The 21182-nt window shown below is 72.4% G+C and carries 19 protein-coding genes; 13 read left to right on the top strand and 6 right to left on the bottom strand.

All coding sequences use genetic code 11. The features are described from left to right. Positions 1-779 (bottom strand): SGNH/GDSL hydrolase family protein (locus ACXAHD_RS03465; protein WP_475048555.1); only part of this gene is annotated, 779 nt, incomplete at its 3' end. A 41-nt stretch (positions 780-820) separates the two neighbouring features. Continuing rightward, the gene (locus ACXAHD_RS03470) at positions 821-1900 is read right to left on the bottom strand and encodes an SGNH/GDSL hydrolase family protein (RefSeq protein WP_348650038.1); all 1080 of its coding nucleotides are present in this window, start codon (positions 1898-1900) and stop codon (positions 821-823) included. Between the two features lie 288 nt (positions 1901-2188). Here ACXAHD_RS03470 and ACXAHD_RS03475 point away from each other — a divergent pair, with 288 nt between their 5' ends. Further along, positions 2189-2545: a YkvA family protein gene (locus ACXAHD_RS03475; RefSeq protein WP_281551767.1), complete on the top strand. Its 357-nt coding sequence runs from the start codon at positions 2189-2191 to the stop codon at positions 2543-2545. Between the two features lie 121 nt (positions 2546-2666). Continuing rightward, positions 2667-4043 carry a cystathionine beta-synthase gene (locus ACXAHD_RS03480; RefSeq protein ID WP_281551766.1) on the top strand — a complete coding sequence of 459 codons (1377 nt, stop codon included), beginning with the start codon at positions 2667-2669 and terminating at the stop codon, positions 4041-4043. A 329-nt stretch (positions 4044-4372) separates the two neighbouring features. On the opposite strand, the gene ACXAHD_RS03485 is transcribed toward ACXAHD_RS03480, so the two are convergent. After that, positions 4373-4927 (bottom strand): GNAT family N-acetyltransferase, encoded by a 555-nt coding sequence (locus ACXAHD_RS03485; RefSeq protein WP_281551765.1) that lies wholly within the window; start codon positions 4925-4927, stop codon positions 4373-4375. 729 nt (positions 4928-5656) lie between these two features. Between ACXAHD_RS03485 and ACXAHD_RS03490 the strand changes: the two genes are divergently transcribed. Further along, a complete protein-coding gene (locus ACXAHD_RS03490) occupies positions 5657-6724 on the top strand; it encodes a helix-turn-helix domain-containing protein (protein ID WP_281551764.1) in 1068 nt (355 codons plus the stop codon). A 38-nt stretch (positions 6725-6762) separates the two neighbouring features. On the opposite strand, the gene msrA is transcribed toward ACXAHD_RS03490, so the two are convergent. After that, positions 6763-7419, bottom strand: coding sequence for a peptide-methionine (S)-S-oxide reductase MsrA (gene msrA, locus ACXAHD_RS03495; RefSeq protein WP_281551763.1), 657 nt, complete (start codon positions 7417-7419; stop codon positions 6763-6765). Between the two features lie 136 nt (positions 7420-7555). On the opposite strand from msrA, the gene ACXAHD_RS03500 reads away from it, so the two are divergent. The 3 genes from ACXAHD_RS03500 to ilvA all read left to right on the top strand — a co-directional run bounded on the left by ACXAHD_RS03500 (position 7556) and on the right by ilvA (position 11424). Next, positions 7556-8698: a cystathionine gamma-synthase gene (locus tag ACXAHD_RS03500; RefSeq protein ID WP_281551762.1), complete on the top strand. Its 1143-nt coding sequence runs from the start codon at positions 7556-7558 to the stop codon at positions 8696-8698. A gap of 117 nt (positions 8699-8815) precedes the next feature. Further along, complete coding sequence (locus ACXAHD_RS03505; protein ID WP_475048561.1) at positions 8816-10207, top strand: amidase; 1392 nt, start codon at positions 8816-8818, stop codon at positions 10205-10207. Beyond that, the gene (gene ilvA / locus ACXAHD_RS03510) at positions 10204-11424 is read left to right on the top strand and encodes a threonine ammonia-lyase (RefSeq protein WP_281567265.1); all 1221 of its coding nucleotides are present in this window, start codon (positions 10204-10206) and stop codon (positions 11422-11424) included. The genes ACXAHD_RS03505 and ilvA overlap by 4 nt, the downstream gene beginning before the upstream one ends. 44 nt (positions 11425-11468) lie before the next feature. On the opposite strand, the gene greA is transcribed toward ilvA, so the two are convergent. Both greA and ACXAHD_RS03520 read right to left on the bottom strand, forming a co-directional pair. Continuing rightward, positions 11469-11969, bottom strand: a complete 501-nt coding sequence (gene greA, locus ACXAHD_RS03515) for a transcription elongation factor GreA (RefSeq protein ID WP_278173899.1) — start codon at positions 11967-11969, stop codon at positions 11469-11471. Between the two features lie 152 nt (positions 11970-12121). Then, the gene (locus ACXAHD_RS03520) at positions 12122-12556 is read right to left on the bottom strand and encodes a DUF4307 domain-containing protein (protein WP_281551759.1); all 435 of its coding nucleotides are present in this window, start codon (positions 12554-12556) and stop codon (positions 12122-12124) included. Positions 12557-12683: 127 nt separating this feature from the next. Between ACXAHD_RS03520 and mca the strand changes: the two genes are divergently transcribed. The 7 genes from mca to purE all read left to right on the top strand — a co-directional run bounded on the left by mca (position 12684) and on the right by purE (position 21155). Further along, positions 12684-13568, top strand: coding sequence for a mycothiol conjugate amidase Mca (gene mca, locus ACXAHD_RS03525; RefSeq protein WP_281551758.1), 885 nt, complete (start codon positions 12684-12686; stop codon positions 13566-13568). A gap of 51 nt (positions 13569-13619) precedes the next feature. Continuing rightward, on the top strand, positions 13620-13877 hold the full coding sequence (locus ACXAHD_RS03530) for a hypothetical protein (protein WP_281555822.1): 258 nt from the start codon (positions 13620-13622) through the stop codon (positions 13875-13877). Positions 13878-14147: 270 nt separating this feature from the next. Beyond that, positions 14148-16748 carry a putative bifunctional diguanylate cyclase/phosphodiesterase gene (locus tag ACXAHD_RS03535; protein ID WP_475048566.1) on the top strand — a complete coding sequence of 867 codons (2601 nt, stop codon included), beginning with the start codon at positions 14148-14150 and terminating at the stop codon, positions 16746-16748. After that, positions 16745-17347: an HAD family hydrolase gene (locus tag ACXAHD_RS03540; RefSeq protein WP_281551757.1), complete on the top strand. Its 603-nt coding sequence runs from the start codon at positions 16745-16747 to the stop codon at positions 17345-17347. Before ACXAHD_RS03535 ends, ACXAHD_RS03540 begins: the two co-directional genes overlap by 4 nt. A gap of 80 nt (positions 17348-17427) precedes the next feature. Continuing rightward, a complete protein-coding gene (locus ACXAHD_RS03545; protein ID WP_475048569.1) occupies positions 17428-19476 on the top strand; it encodes a thioredoxin domain-containing protein in 2049 nt (682 codons plus the stop codon). Positions 19477-19488: 12 nt separating this feature from the next. Beyond that, complete coding sequence (locus ACXAHD_RS03550; protein ID WP_475048572.1) at positions 19489-20664, top strand: 5-(carboxyamino)imidazole ribonucleotide synthase; 1176 nt, start codon at positions 19489-19491, stop codon at positions 20662-20664. Further along, positions 20661-21155, top strand: a complete 495-nt coding sequence (gene purE, locus ACXAHD_RS03555) for a 5-(carboxyamino)imidazole ribonucleotide mutase (RefSeq protein WP_281551755.1) — start codon at positions 20661-20663, stop codon at positions 21153-21155. Before ACXAHD_RS03550 ends, purE begins: the two co-directional genes overlap by 4 nt. Positions 21156-21182: the final 27 nt, after the last annotated feature.

Consider the following 21182-nt stretch of genomic DNA (forward strand, 5'->3'; position numbering starts at 1 on the left):
CCCCCCCCCCCCCCCCCCCCCCCCCCCCCCCCCCCCCCCCCCCCCCCCCCCCCCCCCCCCCCCCCCCCCCCCCCCCCCCCCCCCTCCCCAAAAAAAAAACCCCCCCCCCCAGATAACCGGCTGTGTCTTGTGGGCTCGGAGATGTGGAGAAGAAACAGGGCCTGGGCCCGGGCGGTCCGCCGGCCGAGCAGCCCGGCGAGCTGACGCAGCGGCGGCGCGATCGCCCGGGCGGCGCCGAGGTCCGGGCAGGTGCCGACCACCACTTCCGTCCCGGCACTACGGAGCCGGCGTACCGCCGCAGCGAGATGAACCGCCGACTCACCGGGCCGGCGCAGCGCGGCCGCGTCGTTGGTGCCGATCAGGACGACCGCCACGTCCGGTCGTTCGCCCAGCAGCGCTCGGGCGACCTGGGTGGCCAGGTCCCGTGAACGGGAGCCGGCCACGCCGACGCTCGACAGCAGGACCCGGCGCCCGGCGACCGCCGAACCGCCTTCGTGCTCGGCGAGCAGCCGGGCCAGCTGGCCGCCGACCGTGTCGGCCACCCGGTCCACCCCCACTCCGAGGGTCACCGAGTCGCCGAGCAGCACCAGCCGCAGTGGCGCGCCGCTGGCCGGACCGAGCGCCACCCGTACGGCCAGCTCCAACTCCGGCTGGGCGTACCGGCGGTGGCGGGCCAGCAGCGCCTCTCCGGCCAGCAGCGCGGCGCTGCCCACCGCACCGGCGGTGACCGCGGCGGCGGTGACCCGGCCTATCCGTACAGCGATGTTTCTCGACGTCACGGCGGTCACCTTCCGTCGGTACGGTTGCGGTCGCGCACGGCTCAGTCCTGCTGTCCGGCGGCGGACAGGCCTACCCGCTGATCGGAGGATACGGCCGACTTGCGGTGGTCGCCGTCCCGATCGCCGCCCGGCGGACCGAACAACCAGTTGAGCGCGGCGGTCTGCCAGGATCGGCCGGCGAACCTCGGCCGACGGCGCAGCCGGGCCCAGCGGCCGGCTGGACCCCGTTCCCGGCCGGCCACCCGGGTGCCGCGGACCTCGGTGCCGGCGTGGCGGACGGCCTCGTGCGCGGCCTGGGGCAGCGTCCGCACCTTCTCCCGGCCGGCGACGCCAGCACGCGCCGCGGTGCTGGCGCCGAGCGCGCCGAGCGCCGCCGGCAGCAGGACGGCGGCGGCCATGGCATACCCCTCAGCCGAGGGGTGGAACCGGTCCCAGGAGTAGAGCCGACCCGGTTCGGCGGCGAACCGTGGACCGAGCAGGTCGCCGAGGGAGACCGTCCAGCCGCCGGCTTCGACCACCGCGACGGTCTGGGCCGCGGCGAGTTGTCGGCTCCACCGACGGGCCAGCCAGCGCAGCGGCGGTTTGATCGGTTTGATCGCGCCCAGGTCCGGGCAGGTACCGACGACCACCTCGGCCCCGGCTGCGCGCAGTTGCCGTACCGCGTCGACGAGGTGCCCGACCGCGACCTCCGGCGGGGTGCGGTGGGTGACGTCGTTGCCGCCGATCAGGATGACCGCGAGGTCCGGTCGCAGCTCCAGCGCCGCCTCCACCTGCGGGACCAGGCCGACCGACCGGGCACCCACCACCGCCAGCCGGTGCAGCCGGACCGGTCGCCGCTGCCGGCGCGAGATGCCGGTGGCCAGCAGCGCGCCGGGGGTCTCCCGGGGGCGGTGCACGCCGTAGCCGGCGGCCGACGAGTCGCCGAGCACCACCAGGGTCAGCGGCGGTCCGGGCAGCCGGGAACCGTACACCCCGTCGCCGCGTGGCGGCGGTGCCTCGGCCAGCGGGATGATCCGCCGGGCCTGCTTGGCCTGCCCGTAGAGGGTGCCGGCGGTGGCCACTGCGGCCGCTGCGGCGGCGCCGGCTCCGAACGCCACCAGCCGGACGGCCAGTGTCGCCACGGTCCGGTCGGTCGGACGCGTCCCCGTACCACCCGTGCCCATCGCGCCCCCCCCGCTGCGATCCGCTGCTGCCGTCGTGCTAGGTCCTTCGAGATTATCTCGGCACGCGGTGTCCGGCTCAGCCCGATTCTGGCCGGGGTCCACCGGCCTGGGGACGCGTGTCCGGCGACATTTGCCGATCCCGGGCATCATGGAGGGCAGGACACCACGGGTCGACGACCGGGGCACGGCCGGCGGCCGGTGGACACACATACATCCGGCAGGCCCGGTGACGAGGAGGTGGCCGCGATGGCCAGGACACTCAAGCGGGCGGCGGCGTTCGCGGCGCTGGGGCGGGCACTGACCGCGGGCACCCGCGGTGGTCCCTCACTCGGGCGGCGGCTGGCGGCGCTGCCCCGGATGATCCGGGCAACGATGCGCGGCGACTACGACGGCGGCCTGCGGCTGGCGTTGATGACCGCGGCCGTGGCCTACGTCGCGTCCCCGTTCGACCTGGTGCCGGAGGCGATGCTGCTGATGCTCGGCATCGTCGACGACGCGCTCGTGGTGACCTGGCTCGCTGGCACCGTGCTCGCCGAAACCGAACGCTTTCTGGACTGGGAGGCCCGGCGCGATTCGGTGGTGCCCGGTCAGGTGGTCGGCTGAGGTGCCCGGGCACCAGTAGGCTGACCGCGACATACTCCACCGCCGGCAGCGGGCTGTTGTCGGCTGACGACCTCAAACCGACGATGGCGCCTCGCCGGCGTCAGCAGAAGGGCACAACGAGGTGCGTTACCACGACAGCGTTGTCGATCTCATCGGCGACACCCCGCTGGTGCGGCTGCGCAACGTCACCGCGGGGATCTCCGCGACGGTGCTGGCCAAGGTCGAGTACTTCAACCCGGGCGGCTCGGTGAAGGACCGGATCGCGCTGCGGATGGTCGAGGCCGCCGAACAGGCCGGGCTGCTCCGGCCCGGCGGCACGATCGTCGAGCCGACCAGCGGGAACACCGGCGTCGGCCTGGCGCTCGTCGCGCAGCTGCGCGGCTATTCGTGCGTCTTCGTCTGTCCCGACAAGGTCAGCGAGGACAAGCAGAACGTGCTCCGGGCGTACGGTGCCGAGGTGGTCGTCTGTCCGACGGCGGTCGCGCCGGAGGATCCCCGCTCGTACTACCAGGTGTCCGACCGACTGGCGGCGGAGATTCCCGGCGCGTGGAAACCGGACCAGTACGCGAACCCGGCGAATCCGCAGTCGCACTACGAAGGCACCGGGCCGGAGTTGTGGACACAGACCGAGGGGCGAATCACCCATTTCGTCGCCGGGGTGGGCACCGGAGGGACCATCTCCGGGGTGGGCCGCTACCTGAAGGAGGCGTCCGGCGGTGCGGTACGGGTGGTCGGCGCCGACCCGGAGGGCTCGGTCTACTCCGGCGGGTCAGGGCGGCCGTACCTGGTTGAAGGGGTGGGGGAGGACTTCTGGCCGCAGACCTACGACCGGTCGGTCTGTGACGAGATCGTGGAGGTCTCCGACCAGGAGTCCTTCGAGTTGACCCGGCGGCTGGCCCGGGAGGAAGGGCTGCTGGTCGGTGGCTCGTGCGGGATGGCGGTCGCGGCGGCGTTGCGGGTGGCCCGCCGGGCCGGTCCGGACGACGTGGTTGTGGTGCTGCTGCCGGACGGCGGACGCGGCTACCTGTCGAAGATCTTCAACGACGAGTGGATGGCCCGGTACGGGTTCCTGGGGGTAGAGGCGGCCGAGCCAACGGTCGGCGACGTGCTGGCGGCGAAGCCGGGCGGCCTGCCGGAGCTGGTGCACGTGCACCCGACCGAGACGATCCGGGACGCGATCGACTACATGCGCGAGTACGGCATCTCGCAGCTGCCGGTGCTCAAGGCGGAGCCGCCGGTGGTGACCGGCGAGGTGGCCGGGTCGATCGCCGAGCGGGATCTGCTGGACGCGCTGTTCAGCGGCAAGGCGCAGCTGCACGACACGATCGAGCGGCACATGGCGCAGCCGCTGCCCATGGTGGGCGGTGGCCAGCCGGTACGCGACGCGGTGGCGCTGCTGGCCGGCACCGACGCGGCCCTGGTGTTGGTTGACGGCAAACCACGTGGGGTGATCACCCGCCAGGACCTGCTGGCAAACCTGGGAAAGTCCGGCCGATAGTCGCACAATGTGTCCGGTTGATCGCTGGCGACTGGGGTTGACTAGAGCCATGGAAGCGCTGCCCCGGCACGGTCCGCCACCGGGGCAGCCGACCATGGTGCTTCACCACTGCGGTGACCCTGGGCGCCCGCCAGCATCCCGGGGTCCCGCACTGTTGCCCGCCCACACCGATCAACCGGCACGCCTCCGCCGGTTGAGCGCCTTCGGCCAGGCGTTTTCCCCCGGTTAGGGCGGGCAGTGCCGGGCGAGAGTGCGGGGCTGGACGGAACCCCCGCAGCAGCGGTCCCGTACTCTCGCCCGGCTTCAGCCCGCTGCGGCGGCGCGGCCGGTCAGCCCGCTGCGGCGGTCGGTGTCACCGGCTCAGCTGCGGCGACCGTGAGGTCACGCGCGTAACGCAACTGCGGAGTCGACACCGGCCCGAGCCAGCCGTCCCGGCGGACCCCGTCCGGGTGCCAGCCGCCCGCTTCGTAGAAGTTTCGGGCCCGGTGGTTGGCCGCGTACACCCAGAGCACCGCGCGCTGGCACCGGCGCTCGCGCATCGTGCCCAGCGCGTCGCGGATCAGCGCCCGGCCGACACCGCAGCCCTGGTGCTCGGGGTCGACGTGGATCGCGTACAGCTCAGCGGTGGCCGGCTCGCCGTCCTCGTGCGGCCCGACGTAGGTGAACCCGATCAGCCGCCCCTGATGTTCGGCGACCGTGAGCCGGTGCGTGTCGCGTTCGTGGCTCCACCGCTCGACCCACCACCGCGCCGTGACGTCGGCGCCGTAGGTCTCCAGCGCGGCATCCGGCACGATGCCCTGGTACGCGCTGAGCCGGGACCGGTGGTGCAGGTGACCGACCGGGGCGATGTCGTCGAGGATGGCCGAGCGCAGGGTGACCGCCATCCGGCCGAGCCTACCGGCATGAAACGACCCCCGGGGCTTCCGCGTCTTCGACGCGGGCCGGCTGGACTGGGCCGGCACCCCGGGGGTCGGGTGGCTGTCGTGGATTCGCCGCACCGCTGCCACACGGTCTCGACGATCGGAGCTGTCAAGGACAGCGGCTAGCGGGCAGCCACCTCACGAGTCCTATAGCTATACAACGCTGGACCACCTCCTTTCCCGTGTACGGCCACGCTAGCCGGCTGGCGCGGCGGCCGGCAACGATTTTTGCCGCCGGCCGAGGCGACGGCGCGGACCAGCTCGGCCGAGGCGACGGCGTGGACCTCGGCCGGGCTGGGCCGGCCATCACCGACGGTGACGAATAGTTACTCTGCACTTACTTTGAGTGGTTAATGACAATAATTGATTAAGGTCTTAGTCTCGGGTATCACCTCACTGGAGATCGGATGAAGTCGGCCCGGACTTGTCCAGCGCGGTCGACATCTGCCATCGTCTTTGCCGTATGGTGTACCGGATCCCAGATCGTTGGTGCACATGGTGGCCTGTCACTGGCATGCTGGTCGATGGGCCGCGAGGTCGGCGGGCCGTTACGCCGAGTCGGTGGAGGTTCGGTCCAACGCGTCCACGCGCCATCCCCGCGGCCTCTGGCCAATAGAGTCAGGGGCAGTCGAAGGTCAGGAAAAGCGCGGCTGGGTTTTCAGAAGGTCTTCAATACAGGTGGGCAGGCGGAATATGAGCGATACGGGTGAGACCCTGAGGAAGGCCCGGGAATCCGCTGGTGTCAGCTTGGCGAAAATGGCCGCGCTGAGCCACTTCAGCAAGGGCCACCTGTCGAACGTCGAGGCGGGGCGGCGGACAGCGACGGCCGACGTGGTGACCGCCTACGAGCAGGTCTTGGGGGACCATATGCAACGTCGGGGCCTGATCACCGGGCTCGCCGCCGCGGTGGTGGCACCGGCCGCCGTCTCCGAGTTGATCCATCGCGGCTTCACCGCGGCGCTCGGCGACCCGGCGGCCGAGGAACAGTGGCAGGATCGCGCCGCCAATCTCGGCCGGGACTACATGTCGGTCGGCGCCGGTGAGCTGCAGGACCGGATTGCCAGTGACCTCGTCGTGCTGCAACAGCAGCTCGGCACTCCGGTGATGTGGGGGCTGGCCGCCCGTTTCCTCAGCGTCTACGGCAAGACCACCGGGATGGCGCAGGAAGCCGTCCGGTGGTACCGACTTGCCGCGGTCAGCGCGGATCGCAGCGGCGACCGGACCGTGCAAGTCTGGGTCCGCGGCCGCGCCGCGCTGGCCCTCGGCTACGAGGGTGCTGCCCTCACGGTCGCGCAGGACCTGGCCGATCAGGCCCTCGCGCTGACTGACCGACCATCGCTCGGGCGGCTCAACGCGTTGATGGCCAAGGCGCACGTCGCCGGCGTCCGTGGCGACCGGATCAGCGCATTGACACACCTGGACGAGGCCCGCCGGGTCTTCGACCAGACCGGCTCCGCCGAGCAGATCTCCGACTTCGCCGTGCCCGAGTGGCGGATGGCGATCTTCACCAGCATGCTGCTCGCCCGCCTCGGCGACCCGGCCGCGGTCGACGCCCAGGAGTGGGCGGTCCGGACCCGGCCGGCCAGCCTGGCCCGGTTCGCCACCCACATCGAGCTGCACCGTGGGCTGATGCTGGTCAAGTCGGGTGACCGCGTCGAAGGGCTGCGGCACGCCCGGTCGGCGCTGGCGAGTCTGCCACCGGCCAAGCACAGTCAGTCGCTGCGGTTGATGCTGCGGGAGGTGGAGCGGGCCGCCGCCTGATCGGCGGCGGCCGGCTGCGGGTCAGTGTCGGCGGCGGCTCAGTCGGCGCTGCGGGCGACGCCCACCGGGCAGGTCATCCCGTTCGGCCCGTGGTTGCAGTAACCACCCGGGTTCTTGTGCAGGTACTGCTGGTGGTAATTCTCGGCGTAGTAGTACTCGCCGAGCGGCCGGATCTCCGTGGTGATCCCGTCCCGGCCGGCCGCGGCCACCACCGGAGCGAATGCGGCCCGGGAATCGGCGGCCTCGGTCGCCTGCTCGGCGTCGGTGGTGTAGATCGTCGACCGGTACTGCGTACCGACGTCGTTGCCCTGACGCATGCCCTGCGTCGGGTCGTGGTTCTCCCAGAACACCTTCAGCAGGTCGGCGTAGCCGATCCGGGCCGGGTCGTAAACCACCTGGACGACCTCGGCGTGCCCCGTCCCGCCGGAGCACACCTCCTCGTACGTGGGGTTCGGCGTCTCGCCGCCGGCGTACCCGACCGAGGTCGACACGACCCCGGGCAGTCGCCAGAACAGCCGTTCGGCTCCCCAGAAGCAGCCCATCCCGAAGACCGCCACCCGGGTACCGGCCGGCCACGGGCCGGTCAGCGGCGTACCGAGCACCGCGTGCCGGTCCGCCACCGGTATCGGCCGGTCCCGGCCGGGCAGGGCCTGCCCAGGTTCGGGCAGATTCGCTTTCATCGGTCGCAGGAACACCGTGCGACTCCTCTCGTTCGTGGCCTCTCGGACAACACCGGCGGGGGCCGGCTCGTTCCCGCCGGGGTACCCGCAGGTCGGGTGGGCATCCGTCCCACCGGCGGTGGCGCTCGGAGCGATGGCCTAGCCTCGTGCCATGACATACGGGTTCGACACGGTCGCCATCCACGCCGGGCAGGAGCCGGAGGCCCGGACCGGGGCGGTCGTGCCGCCGATCTACCAGACCAGCACGTACGCTCAGGACGAGGTGGGTGTGCCCCGGTCGGGCTACGAGTACAGCCGGTCGGCCAACCCGACCCGGGACGCGCTGCAGGAATGCCTGGCCGCGATCGAGGGGGGCCGGACCGGGCTCGCCTTCGCCAGCGGTCTGGCGGCTGAGGACACGCTGCTGCGTACCGTCTGCCGGCCCGGCGACCACGTGATCATCCCGGACGACGCGTACGGCGGCACGTTCCGTCTGTTCGCCAAGGTCGCCGAACGCTGGGGACTGGCCTGGACCGCCGCGCGGATCTCCGACGTCGACGCGGTCCGGGCTGCGGTACAACCCGGCCGTACCCGGATGATCTGGGCGGAAACCCCGACGAACCCGCTGCTCGGCATCGCCGACATCGCCGGGCTGGCCGCCCTGGCCCGCGACGTCGCGGCGCGGCTCGTGGTGGACAACACCTTCGCCTCGCCGTACCTGCAGCAGCCGCTGGCGCTCGGCGCCGACGTGGTGGTCCACTCCACCACCAAATATCTCGGTGGACACTCCGACGTGGTCGGTGGCGCGCTGGTCGCCGACGATCCGGAACTCGCCGCCGAGCTGGCCTTCCACCAGAATGCCATGGGCGCGGTCAACGGACCCTTCGACGCCTGGCTCACCCTGCGCGGAATCAAGACCCTGGGCGTACGGATGGAGCGGCACTGCGACAACGCCGAACGGGTCGTCGAATTCCTCGACCAGCACCCGGCGGTACGCCAGGTGCTCTACCCCGGACACCGCGACCACCCCGGCCACGAGACGGCGGCCAAGCAGATGCGCCGGTTCGGTGGGATGGTCTCGTTCCGGGTGGCCGGTGGGGCGGCGGAAGCGGTGCGGATCTGCAACCGGGCCCGACTGTTCGTCCTCGCCGAATCGCTCGGCGGGGTCGAATCGTTGATCGAACATCCTGGACGGATGACCCACGCGAGCGCCGCCGGCTCGCCTCTTGAAGTCCCCGGCGATCTCGTGCGACTGTCTGTCGGAATCGAAACCGTGGACGACCTGCTGGCCGACCTGGATCAGGCGCTCGGCTGAGGATCCGTCGGCGAGATCCGACGGGCGGGCCCACTGCGGGCCGGCCCGACACCCGGGCGGGTCCGGCGACGGGTCCGCACAGCGACGCGAACCGCGTACCGGCTGCCTGGAGGTGCCGTGCACGACATCGTACCGACCTGGGTCGGGACCACCGCCCGGCAGATCGCCCGGGCCGTACGCCGGGGTGACACCTCGGCGACCCGGGTCGTTGCCGATCATCTCGACCACATCGCCCGGGCCGACCCGGAGCTGTCCGCCTTCCGCGCGGTCCGTGGCGGCGAGGCCATCGTCGAAGCGGAGAAGGTCGACGAGCAGGAGGACCTGGCGAACCTGCCGCTGGCCGGGGTGCCGGTGGCGATCAAGGAGAACACCCCGGTCGCCGGGCTGCCGACCTGGCGCGGATCGGCCGCCGCGCGGACCCCGGTCGCCGAACACGACCACGAGATCGTCCGCCGGATGCGCGGTGCCGGCGCGGTCGTCGTCGGGGTGACCCGGATGCCGGAGCTCGGGCTCTGGGCGACCACCGACGACGCCACAGCGACCAGCCGCAACCCCTGGCAGCTGTCACGCACCCCGGGCGGTTCGTCGGGCGGCGCGGCGGCGGCGGTGGCCAGCGGCATGGTGCCGATCGCGCACGGCAACGACGGATTCGGCTCGATCCGGATCCCGGCCGCCTGCTGCGGCCTGCTCGGGCTCAAACCCGGCCGCGACGTGGTTCCGCGACAGCTCGGCACTGAGGACTGGTTCGGCCTCACCGAGCACGGCATCCTGACGACCTGCGTGGCGGACGCCGCCACCGGCTTCGCGGTGCTCGCCGGCCGGCGACCGGAGAAGCTGGTCCAGCCGGGCCGGCTGCGGGTGGCGGTCTCGCTCACCTCGCCGGTGGCGGGGCTGCGGGCCGACGCGGCCAACCGGGACGCGGTGGCGGCGACGTCGCGGCGGCTCACCGAGGCCGGCCACGATGTGAGCGGCACCGAGCTGCACTATCCGGCCTCGCTGGGACTGCGGGGACTGTCCACCTGGTTCGCCGCCGCGGCCGAGGACGCCGCCGCCGGCCGGGCCGGTGGCCGGGACCTGCAGCCACGGACCCGTCGGCACGTCGCGCTCGGCCGGTGGGCACAACGGCGCGGGTACGTGCGGGAGGCCGACCGGACCGCCTGGCGGGACCGGATGACCGGGTTCTTCACCGACCAGCGAGCCGACGTGCTGCTGACGCCGGCACTGGCCGGCACCCCGCCGGCCGCGACCGGCTGGGCGCGCCGGTCGTGGGCGGCGAACATGTGGAGCTGTGTTCGGTACGCCCCGTACGCCGCGCCGTGGAACATGGCCGGACTGCCCGCGTTGGTGGCGCCGGCCGGGCTGCGCCCGGACGGCCTGCCGGTCGGGATCCAGCTGGTCGGGCCGCCCGGCTCGGAGCTGTTGCTGCTCGCCGTGGCCGGCCAGCTGGAGATTATGGCATCGTGGCCCCGCCACGCCCCGTCGTGGCCGAGAGCGGACAGCCCGATATGACGGAACTGGTCGGACTGCCGGCCGTCCTCGCCGCCCGGGACGTCCTGGCGGACGTGGTACGGGTGACTCCGCTGGAGCCGTCCCGCCCGTTGACCGCCCTGCTCGGCGGGCCGGTCTGGTTGAAGTGCGAGAACCTGCAGCGGGCCGGCTCCTACAAGGTGCGGGGCGCGTACCTGCGAATCTCCCGGCTGACTGAGCGGCAGCGGCGGCGCGGGGTGGTCGCGGCCAGCGCCGGCAACCACGCCCAGGGCGTGGCACTCGCCGCCGGACTGCTGGACATCGGCGCGACGGTGTTCATGCCGACCGGCGCGCCGCTGCCGAAGGTCGCCGCGACCAGAGGGTACGGTGCCGAGGTCGAGTTCGCCGGCACCACCGTGGACGAGGCGCTGGACGCAGCCCGGGAGTTCGCCGACCGGACCGGTGCGGTGCTCATCCACCCGTTCGACCATCCGGACGTCATCGCCGGTCAGGGCACCGTGGCGCTGGAGATCCTGGAGCAGTGCCCGGAGGTCACCACCATCGTCACTTCGGTGGGTGGCGGCGGGTTGATCTCCGGGATCGCGGTAGCGGTCAAGGCACTGCGCCCGGACGTACGGGTGATCGGCGTGCAGGCGGACAGCGCGGCCGCGTACCCACCGTCGCTGGCCGCCGGTGCCCCGGTGCGGTTGGCCGACTACCGTACGATCGCCGACGGTATCGCCGTGGGACGCCCCGGTGACCTGACGTTCGCGCACGTCAGCAAGTTGGTCGACGAGATCGTGACGGTCTCCGAGGAGGACCTGTCGCGGGCGCTGCTGATGTTGCTGGAGCGGGGCAAGCAGGTGGTCGAACCGGCCGGCTCGGCCGCGGTGGCAGCGCTGTTGTCCGGCGCGGTGCGGCCGGCCACCCCGACGGTCGCGGTGCTCTCCGGCGGCAACATCGACCCGTTGCTGCTGTTGCGGGTGATCGAGTACGGCCTGGCCGCCGCCGGCCGGTATCTGCGATTCACCGTACGGTGCGGCGACCGGCCTGGCGAGCTGGCCGCGCTGCTGGCACTGATCGCCGAGCAGCGGGCGAACGTGGTCGACGTCGATCATCAGCGGCGCAACCCGCACCTGCGGTTGGGTGAGGTCCAGGTCGGCCTGTCGGTGGAGACCCGCGGCCCAGAGCACTCGACCGAGCTGGTCGAGGTGCTCCGTGATCGCGGCTACCAGGTGGCGTTCGCCGCCGCTGACTGACCCATCCTCGGTTACTGACCCGCTGCCGCTGCGGCGGCCGCAACTCAGCCGGCGAAGGGCTCGAACTTGTCGACAGTGACCTTGATGTCCGCGCCGCTCGGCGCGGTGTAGGTCACCGTCTGACCCTGCCGGCTGCCCAGAATGGCCTGACCGAGCGCGGACTCCGGGCTGTAGACGGTCAGCTCGGTCGTCGAGGAGATCTCCCGGGAGCCGAGCAGGAAGGTCTCGGTGTCGGCGGGATCGTCATCAAAGTGGATCGTGACGACCGTGCCGGGCGCGACGCTGTCCGCGTCTGGTGCCTCGCCGACCTTGGCGGTACGCAGCAGCTCCTGCAGGTAGCGGATCCTGGCCTCCTGCTTGCCCTGCTCCTCGCGGGCAGCATGGTACCCGCCGTTCTCCCGCAGGTCGCCTTCCTCCCGACGGGCATTGATCTCGGCGGCCATCGCCGTCCGTCCGGCGATCAGCTCGTTGAGCTCGGCCTGGAGCCGGTCGTAAGCGTCCTGGGACAGCCAGGTGGTGGGCGCCTCGCGGTCGGTCGTGGACACAGACGATCTCCTTGTGGGCTTGCGGGCGGTCGAGGTCGAACTACCAACGTACCAGCGATCCGCACCGAGGTGCCGGGGTTGCAACGGCCCGGGTGCCGACCGCCGGGTCGCCACCCGCCTCGGCGGGTGTGGCGAGGGTCACGCTCGGCTGGTCAGCCGGCGGGTCGGCAGCGTGGCACCTCGCCCAGGAACGCGACTCGTTCGGTGGCCAGCCGGTACGTGGTGCGGACGTGTCGTTCGCCCGGTTCGGCCCGGATGGTCACCTCGGACCGGCCCACCTCCGCCCCGTCCCGCGACCGGGCCCTGACCAGGCAGGTCGTCGCACCGCCGGGGGGCACCGTGACGGCGAAGTCGATGGTGATCCCGTCCTCGGTGGCCTCGGTGTAGGTGATCACCTCGGGCTGGTGCAGCGGGTCGCCGTAGAGCGTGTAGAGCCGGCCGGCGATCGCCGTCCCGACCAGCACCGCTACCGCCGTGAGCAGCGCGACGAGCCACGGCCGGCGCGTTCGGGGCGCGCGTCGTCGTCCGTACCGCCCGGGTGGGAACATGGCGGCGGTCGGTGCGGTTGTGGCGGACGTGTCGGTCACCCGGGACGGAACTCCTTGGCGGACGTGTCGGTGGGGTCGGCGAGAATGGTCGACGGGCCCATTGTCGCAGCCGGGCCCGGACGCCGCCGGCAGGGGATGTCAGGCACGGGATGAGGGAGCGTTTTCGTTGGCTGAGCAACTGCGTCTGATGGCGGTGCACGCCCATCCTGACGACGAGTCCAGCAAGGGTGCCGCGACGATGGCCCGGTACGTCGCGGAAGGTGCCCAGGTGCTGGTGGTGACCTGCACCGGCGGGGAGCGGGGCAGTGTGCTGAACCCGAAACTCGACCGGCCGGACGTGTGGGAGAACATTGCCGAGATCCGCCGGGCCGAGATGGACGCCGCCCGGGCGATCCTCGGCGTCGAGCAGGCCTGGCTGGGCTTCGTCGACTCGGGTCTGCCCGAGGGTGACCCGCTGCCGCCGCTGCCGGATGGGTGTTTCGCCCTGGAGCCGCTGGAGGAGGCGGCCGGGCCGTTGGTGCGGTTGATGCGGGAGTTTCGTCCGCACGTGGTGACGACCTATGACGAGGACGGCGGCTATCCGCACCCGGACCACATCATGTGCAACCGGGTGAGCGTCGCCGCGTTCGAAGCGGCCGGTGACCCGGCCCGCTACCCGGGTGTCGGTGGTGAGCCGTGGCAGCCGTCGAAGCTGTACTACTGCATGAGCTTCACCAGGGCGCGGATTCTCGCGCTGCACGAGGGGATGCTCGCGATCGGTCGGGAGTCGCCGTACCAGGAGTGGATGGACCGGTGGGAGGATCGTCCGGACAAGGGCGACCGGATCACCACCCGGGTCGACTGCGCCGACTACTTCCCGGTCCGCGACGACGCGCTGCGCGCGCACGCCACTCAGGTCGATCCGGACGGCTTCTGGTTCCAGGTGCCGATGGAGGTGCAGCGGCAGGCCTGGCCGACCGAGGATTTCGAGTTGGTCCGGTCGTTCGTCGAGAGTCCGAAGCCGGAATCCGACCTTTTTGCCGGGATTCGTGAGGGGCTCGGCCGATCCTGATGCGCCGGGCGTACCGTGTAGTCGACGTCGGCGACGCAGAGGGGTCCGATCGTGCTGAGTGCTGTCCATGTCCTGGCGGTGAACAACTTCGGGGACACCCGCAGCGGTGGTCTGGCCGGGCCGATGGGGCTGTTCCTGCTCCTGCTGCTCGCCGCCGCGACGGTGTTGCTGATCCGGAACATGAACGCCCGGCTGCGTCGGCTGCCCGAGCGGTTCGACGACGCGGCGCCGGGCGGCGGGGCGGCGCCGGGCGAACGCAATGTCCTTGATCCGACAGAAGGCGACTCGCGTCCAGGATCCCCTTTGTAACCGCTTACATGCGCTCTCACCAGGGACTTTTCTCCCCTCCAGTGGGCTCCCGCCGGTAAACCGGCCCAGTGGCCCCTGTTGCCGGAATCGGCTTTGGCTTAGCCTTCCGCCGGGGACCTTCAGTTCCTCCGACCGCGCGCGGAAAGGGGCGACCATGGATCGCACAGCTGTCGTCCCTGGTCGTACGGAACGGACGCGAGGGATACTCACCATGGTCGGCCGCCCCCGCCGGGCACCGGTCCACGGCTCGGCGGTCACCGGGAGTGACCCGTGACGTCGGCGCGGCCGGAACCGGCTGCGACCGCGCACGAAGCGGCGACCGGAGCCCCTGACGGCGGGGGCCAGTGGCGGCTGCCCGTCTTCACCGTCGCCGTCCTGGTGGCCGCCGTCGCCACCATCGCCATCGGGCTGCTCACCGGGCCGGCTCGGCAGGCGTCGGCTCTCCCGGCCCCGGCCGGTTTCGCGATCGTCGCGGCACTGCTCGGCGTCGCGCAACTCGCCCGACTGCGGTTCCGCATCGGCACCGGCACGGTCAGCTTCACCTGGGGCGAGGCCGCCCTCATCGTCGGCCTCTACATCCTGCCGGTCGGCTGGCTGCCCGCCGCCGCCGCCGTCGGCGTGGGCATCGCCTGGACCCTACTGTCGATCTTCTCCGAGCCCCGTACGGTGCCGGAGATTCTCCGGGTCACCGCGTCGCTGACCGTCGCCGTCGCGGCGGCCGGCGTCGCCGCCCGGGCGGTTGCCGACCCGTACGCCCAGCAGCTCACCCCGCTGCTCGCCGCCGCCATGCTCCTCGGCGGGCTGGTCTATCTGCTGATCACCGCCGCCCTGGCCACGGTCGCCCTGTCGCTGCGGCACGGCCGGCCGTTCGTCGCCACCCTGCTGCACGCGCTGCGCAACAAGCTGCTGATGTTCGTCGGCAACGTCCTGGTCGGGCTGGCCACGGTCGGGATGCTCGGCCACGATCCGCGTTGGCTGCTGCTGCTGCCCCCGGTGCTGTGGCTGCTGCAGCAGACCTACGGACACCGGCTGCGGGTCGAGGACGAACGTCGGGCCTGGCAGGAGTTCGCCCGGGCGACCCGGGCGCTCAACCAGCTCGACGAGCCGGCGGTCGTCGGTGCGGGGGTCGCTGGCGGGCTCACCCTGTTCGGCGCCGAACGCGTCGAGATCGACGTGCGGCAGGTCGACGGCAGGCTGTGGCGCTACGTCGGCGACGCCGACGGCGGGTTGCGCCGGTCGGAGCCGCCGGCCGACCCCGTCGACCCCGTGGCGGCGGCTGAGGACCTCGCGGACGATGCTGCGGACGACGCAGCCGACCAGATGCTCGTCCACCCGCTCACGGTCGGCCGGACCGGCGTCGGTGAGCTGCGGATCCACCTGCCGGCCAGCACCATGCCGAGGTCCCGGGACCGCAACGCGCTCTCGGCCTTCGGTGACGCGCTCGCCGCGGCCCTGCACGACGCTGCCACCGACCGGGCACTGCGCCACCTCACCGACCGGACCATGCACCGGTCGATGCACGACCCGGTGACCGAGCTGCTCAACCGGGCGGCGCTGCTCACCAAGGGCGACGTCGCCCTGCACCGGCTGGAGCACGACCATCCGGTCGCTCTGCTGCTGCTCGACATCAAGGGCTTCAAAGAGGTCAACGACACCCTGGGTAACGCCGCCGGTGACGAACTGCTGCAGTCCGCCGCCCGGCGGCTCAGTGACCGGCTCCGCCCCGGCGAGCTGCTCGGCCGGCTCGGCAACGACGAGTTCGCCCTGCTCCTGACGTCGCTGAGCCCGGCTGCCGCCGGCTGCGTCGAGCGGACCTCGCCGACCGCGGTGGCGATGCGCCGGGCCCGCGAGATCACCGCGATGCTGGCCGAGCCGACCGAGGTCGCCGGTGTGCGGATGTCGGTCGAAGGCGCACTCGGCGTAGTGGTCGCCGGTGCCGGCACCGCCGACATGAATGAACTGCTTCGTCGGGCGAACATCGCGATGAGCCATGCGAAGGCGATCGGCGGCAGCGTCGCCGGCTACGACAGCGCGAAGGACGCCGCCAACACTGATCAGCTTGCGCTGCTGGCCGAACTGCGCGCCGCGCTGGACGTCGACGACCAGCTCGAACTGGCCCTGCAACCGGCGGTCGACCTCGCCACCGGCGGGCCGACCGGGGTGGAGGCGCTGATCCGGTGGCGGCATCCGCGGCGCGGCCGGCTCACCCCGGTCCACTTCGTCAGAGCGGTCGAGGGCAGTGAACTGCTCGCCCCGTTCACCCGGTACGTCGTCGACCGGGCGTTGTCGGCCGCCGCCGAGTGGGCGGCACACGGCATCGACGTACCGATCTCGGTCAACATCTCGGCCCGGAGCCTGCTCGACCCGCAGCTGCCAGCCGAGATCGGCGAGCTGCTGCGCCGCCACCAGGTCCCGGCCCACCGGTTGGTGCTGGAGATCACCGAGACGGTGGTGATGAGCGAGCTGGAGATCATCGACGAGGTGCTGGCCAGCCTCCGGGAGATGGGCGTCCAGCTCGCCGTCGACGACTTCGGCACCGGGTTCTCCTCGCTGGCCTTCCTGACCCGGGTCACCGTCGACGAGCTGAAGGTCGACCGGTCCTTCGTGGTCCGGATGGCCGACTCGCCACGCGATGCCGCCATCGTGCGGCACACCGTCCGGCTGGGCCGGGAGATGGGCCTGCGGGTGGTCGCCGAGGGCGTGGAGACTGCCGACCAGCGGGCCACCCTGGCCGCCCTCGGCTGCGCCGCCGCGCAGGGCTACCACTTCTTCAAGCCGATGCCCGCCGACAAGGTGCTCGCGGTGCTCCGGTCCCTGGCGGACTCCGCGCAGGCCCAGATCTACCCGCTGCGCGCGGACGGTGCGTCGTGACCGGCGGGCCCAGCGGTGCCGTCCGGGACTGGTTGGTCTTCGACTACGGCCAGGTCATCTCGCTGCCGCAGCCGCCGGGCGCGGTAGCCGCCATGGCCGAGCTGGCCGGGCTGCCGCAGGCCACCTTCGACGAGGGGTACTGGCGGCACCGGGACGCCTACGACGCCGGCTGGCCGGCCGAGCGCTACTGGAGCCACGTGGTCGGTCGGCCGCTGTCCGCCGACGATCCGCTGGTGGCCGAACTGGACCGGGCCGACATCGCCAGCTGGTCGCAGCTGAATCCGCGTACCGTCGAACTCGTCACCGGCCTTGCCGCCGACGGACACGGCTTGGCGCTGCTGTCCAACGCCCCCGAGTCCATCGCCACGGCGATCGACTCGGCCGACTGGGCGGCGGTGTTCCACCACCGGCTGTTCAGCTGCCGGCTGGCGTTGACCAAACCCGATCCGGCGATCTTCGCGGCGCTGCTGCACCGGCTCGGCGCGCCTGCCGACCGGGTCACCTTCGTCGATGATCGGCCGGAGAACGTGCAGGCCGCCGCCGAGGCGGGCCTCACCGCGCTGCGATACCCGGACGTTCCGGTTTCGACCCGGCGGTGAGCCGCCCACCGACTGGCTATGGTCGGAACGTGCGACCCCACACCGTCGGGGTCGTGCCACGACCCCGAGGAGCGACCAGCGTGAACCGGCTCGGCGAGGCGACCAGCCCGTACCTGCAGCAGCATGCCGACAACCCGGTCGACTGGTGGCCGTGGTGCCCGGAGGCGTTCGATGAGGCCCGCCGCCGGGACGTGCCGGTGCTGATCTCGGTCGGGTATGCGGCCTGCCACTGGTGCCACGTGATGGCGCACGAGTCGTTCGAGGACGACGCGGTCGGGCAGCTGATCAACGACAGTTTCGTCGCGATCAAAGTGGACCGGGAGGAACGCCCCGACGTGGACGCGGTCTACCTGGCCGCGACCCAGGCGATGACCGGTCAGGGCGGCTGGCCGATGACCGTGTTCGCCACCGCCGACGGCACCCCGTTCTTTTGCGGGACCTACTTCCCGCAGGCGAACTTCGTCCGGCTGCTCCACTCGGTCGGCGCCGCCTGGCGCGACCAGCGCGACGCCGTGCTGCGCCAGGGGGCCGCGGTAGCCGAGGCGGTCGGCGGCGCGCAGGCGGTCGGCGGGGCGACCACGCCGTTGACCGCCGACCTGCTCGACGCCGCTGCGGCGACGCTGGGCAAGGAGTACGACCCGACGCACGGCGGGTTCGGCGGGGCACCGAAGTTCCCCCCGCATCTCAGCCTGCTCTTCCTGCTGCGGCATCATCAACGCACCGGTGCCGCCGACAGCCTGGAGATCGTCCAGCACACCTGCGAGGCGATGGCCCGGGGCGGCATCTACGACCAGCTCGCCGGCGGCTTCGCCCGGTACGCGGTGGACAGCACCTGGACCGTGCCGCACTTCGAGAAGATGCTCTACGACAACGCGCTGCTGCTGCGGGTCTACACGCTGCTGTGGCGGCTCACCGGCGACCGGATGGCCGGCCGGATCGCCCGGGAGACCGTCCGTTTCCTCGCCGAGGCACTCGCCGTACCCGGCGGTGGATTCGCCTCCGCGTTGGACGCCGACACCGGCGGGGTCGAAGGCGCCAGCTACGTGTGGACCCCGCAGCAGCTGATCGAGGTCCTCGGCGAGGCCGACGGCCGGTGGGCGGCCGACCTGTACGGGGTGACCGGCGACGGCAGCTTCGAACACGGCACCAGCGTGCTGCGGCTGGCCCGCGACGTCGACGACACACCGCCGCAGCAGTTGGACCGCGTCCGGGCGGCGCTGCGTCGGGCCCGGTCGGCCCGGCCGCAGCCGGCCCGCGACGACAAGGTGGTGACCGCCTGGAACGGCCTGGCGGTCACCGCGTTGGTCGAGTTCGCCACCGCCGCAGATGCCCTGACCGGTGCCGACGGGACCGGTGCCGACGATCTGACCGGTGCCGCAGCCGGCACCGACGGCGACGTCGAGCTGGCCGCCGAGTTGGCGGTTGCGACCGGTGCGCATCTGGCCCGTACCCACCTGGTCGGCGGGCGGCTGCGCCGGGTCTCCCGGGAGGGTCTGGTCGGCGCGCCCGACGGGGTGCTGGAAGACTACGGCTGCCTCGCCGAGGCGTTCTGCGCGCTGCACCAGCTAACTGGGGAACACCGATGGCTGGACCTCGCCGGTGAGCTGCTGGACGTCGCGCTGGCCCGGTTCGCCGCCGACAACGGCGGCTTCTACGACACCGCCGACGACGCCGAACAGCTGGTCGCCAGGCCGGCGGATCCGACCGACAACGCCACCGCGTCCGGGCTTTCGGCCACCGCCGCCGCGCTCACCTGGTACGCGGCGCTGCGCGGCGCCCCGCAGTACCGGGACGCCGCCGAGGCCGCGCTGGCCACCGTCGCGCCGGTCGTCGTCCGACACGCCCGGTTCACCGGCTACGCCGCCGCCGTCGGCGAGGCGTTGCTCTCCGGTCCGTACGAGATCGCCGTGGTCACCGAGGACCCGACCGGTGACCCGCTGCTGCGGGCGGCGCGACGGCACGCGCCCCCCGGTGCGGTGGTGGTGGCCGGCCGCCCCGACCAGGCCGGCGTACCGCTGCTGGCGGACCGGCCGATGATCGGCGGGGCGTCGACCGCGTACGTCTGCCGGGGCTTCGTCTGCGACCGGCCGGTCACCTCCGTCGCGGACCTGGTCGCGCAGCTGGGTTAGGCTGTCGCCGCCATGGATACCCGTACCGGACTGCCCGTCGTCGGCATGGTGGGTGGTGGGCAGCTCGCCCGGATGACCCACCAGGCCGCGATCGCGCTCGGCCAGTCGTTGCGCGTGCTGGCCCGTACACCGGAGGACGGCGCCGCCCTGGTCGCCGCCGACGTGCAGTACGGCGAGCACACCGACCTCGCCGCGCTGCGTACCTTCGCCAAGGGCTGTGACGTGGTCACCTTCGACCACGAGCACGTGCCGGGCGAGCACATCCGGGCGCTGGTTGCCGACGGGGTGCGCCTGCACCCGGGGGCCGACGCGCTGCGCTGCGCCCAGGACAAGGCGGTGATGCGGCAGCGGCTGACCGAGCTGGGTGCCCCGGTGCCCCGTTGGCGACGGATCGGCTCGGTAGACGAGCTGGCCGCGTTCGGTGCCGAGGCCGGCTGGCCGGTGGTGGTCAAGACCGCGCGTGGCGGCTACGACGGCCGCGGGGTGTGGCTGCTGGACACGCCGGACGAGCTGGTCACCGCCGGTCTCGACCCGGCCGACCCGTCAGCCGACCCGGCGGTGGAGCTGATCGCCGAGGAGCGGGTGAAGCTGGTCCGCGAGCTGGCGGTGCAGGTGGCCCGCTCCCCGTTCGGTCAGCTGGCGGTCTACCCGGTGGTGGAGACCGTGCAACGGGACGGCATCTGCGTCGAGGTGCTGGCGCCCGCACCGGCCCTGCCGCAGCCGCTCGCCCTGGCGGCCCAGCAGCTGGCTATCGACCTGGCCAGCGCGCTCGACGTGGTCGGGCTGCTGGCGGTGGAGCTGTTCGAGGTGACCGGTGGCGGTGGCCTGGTGGTCAACGAGCTGGCGATGCGGCCGCACAATTCCGGGCACTGGACGATCGAGGGCGCGCGTACCTCCCAGTTCGAGCAGCATCTGCGGGCGGTACTGGACTATCCGATGGGTGACACCGGGCTGACCGCCCCGGCGGTGGTGATGGCGAACGTGCTGGGCGGCGCGGACGGCGGGATGGGCATCGACGAACGGCTGCACCACCTGTTCGCGACCGACCCCGGCGCGAAGGTCCACCTGTACGGCAAACAGGTCCGGCCGGGCCGCAAGATCGGCCACGTGACGGTGCTCGGCGAGGATCTGACCGACGTCCGAAACCGGGCCGCCCGGGCCGCCCGCTGGCTGCAGGAGGGGCGATGATCGGCGTCATCATGGGCAGCGACTCGGACTGGCCGACGATGCGGGCCGCCGCCGAGTCCCTCGCCGAGTTCGACGTCGAGCACGAGGTACGGGTGATCTCGGCGCACCGCACCCCGCACGGCATGCTCGACTACGCCGGCAACGCCGCCGACCGGGGCATCCAGGTGATCATCGCCGGGGCAGGCGGCGCGGCCCACCTGCCGGGCATGGTCGCCTCGGCGACCCCGCTGCCGGTGATCGGGGTGCCGGTGCCGTTGAAACATCTGGACGGGATGGACTCGCTGCTGTCGATCGTGCAGATGCCGGCGGGCGTGCCGGTGGCCACGGTGTCGATCGGTGGTGCCCGCAACGCCGGCCTGCTGGCGGTGCGGATCCTCGCCGCCACCGACCCAGGGCTGCGCGCCCGGATGCTCGCCTACCAGCAGGAGCTGGTCGAGCTGGTCGCCACGAAGGACGCCGCGCTGCAGGCGTCACACGGCGGTACCGCCTAACCCCGGCCGAATCTGCCCGGCCGGCCG

This window comes from Micromonospora sp. ABR4_055 (genome assembly GCF_056160425.1).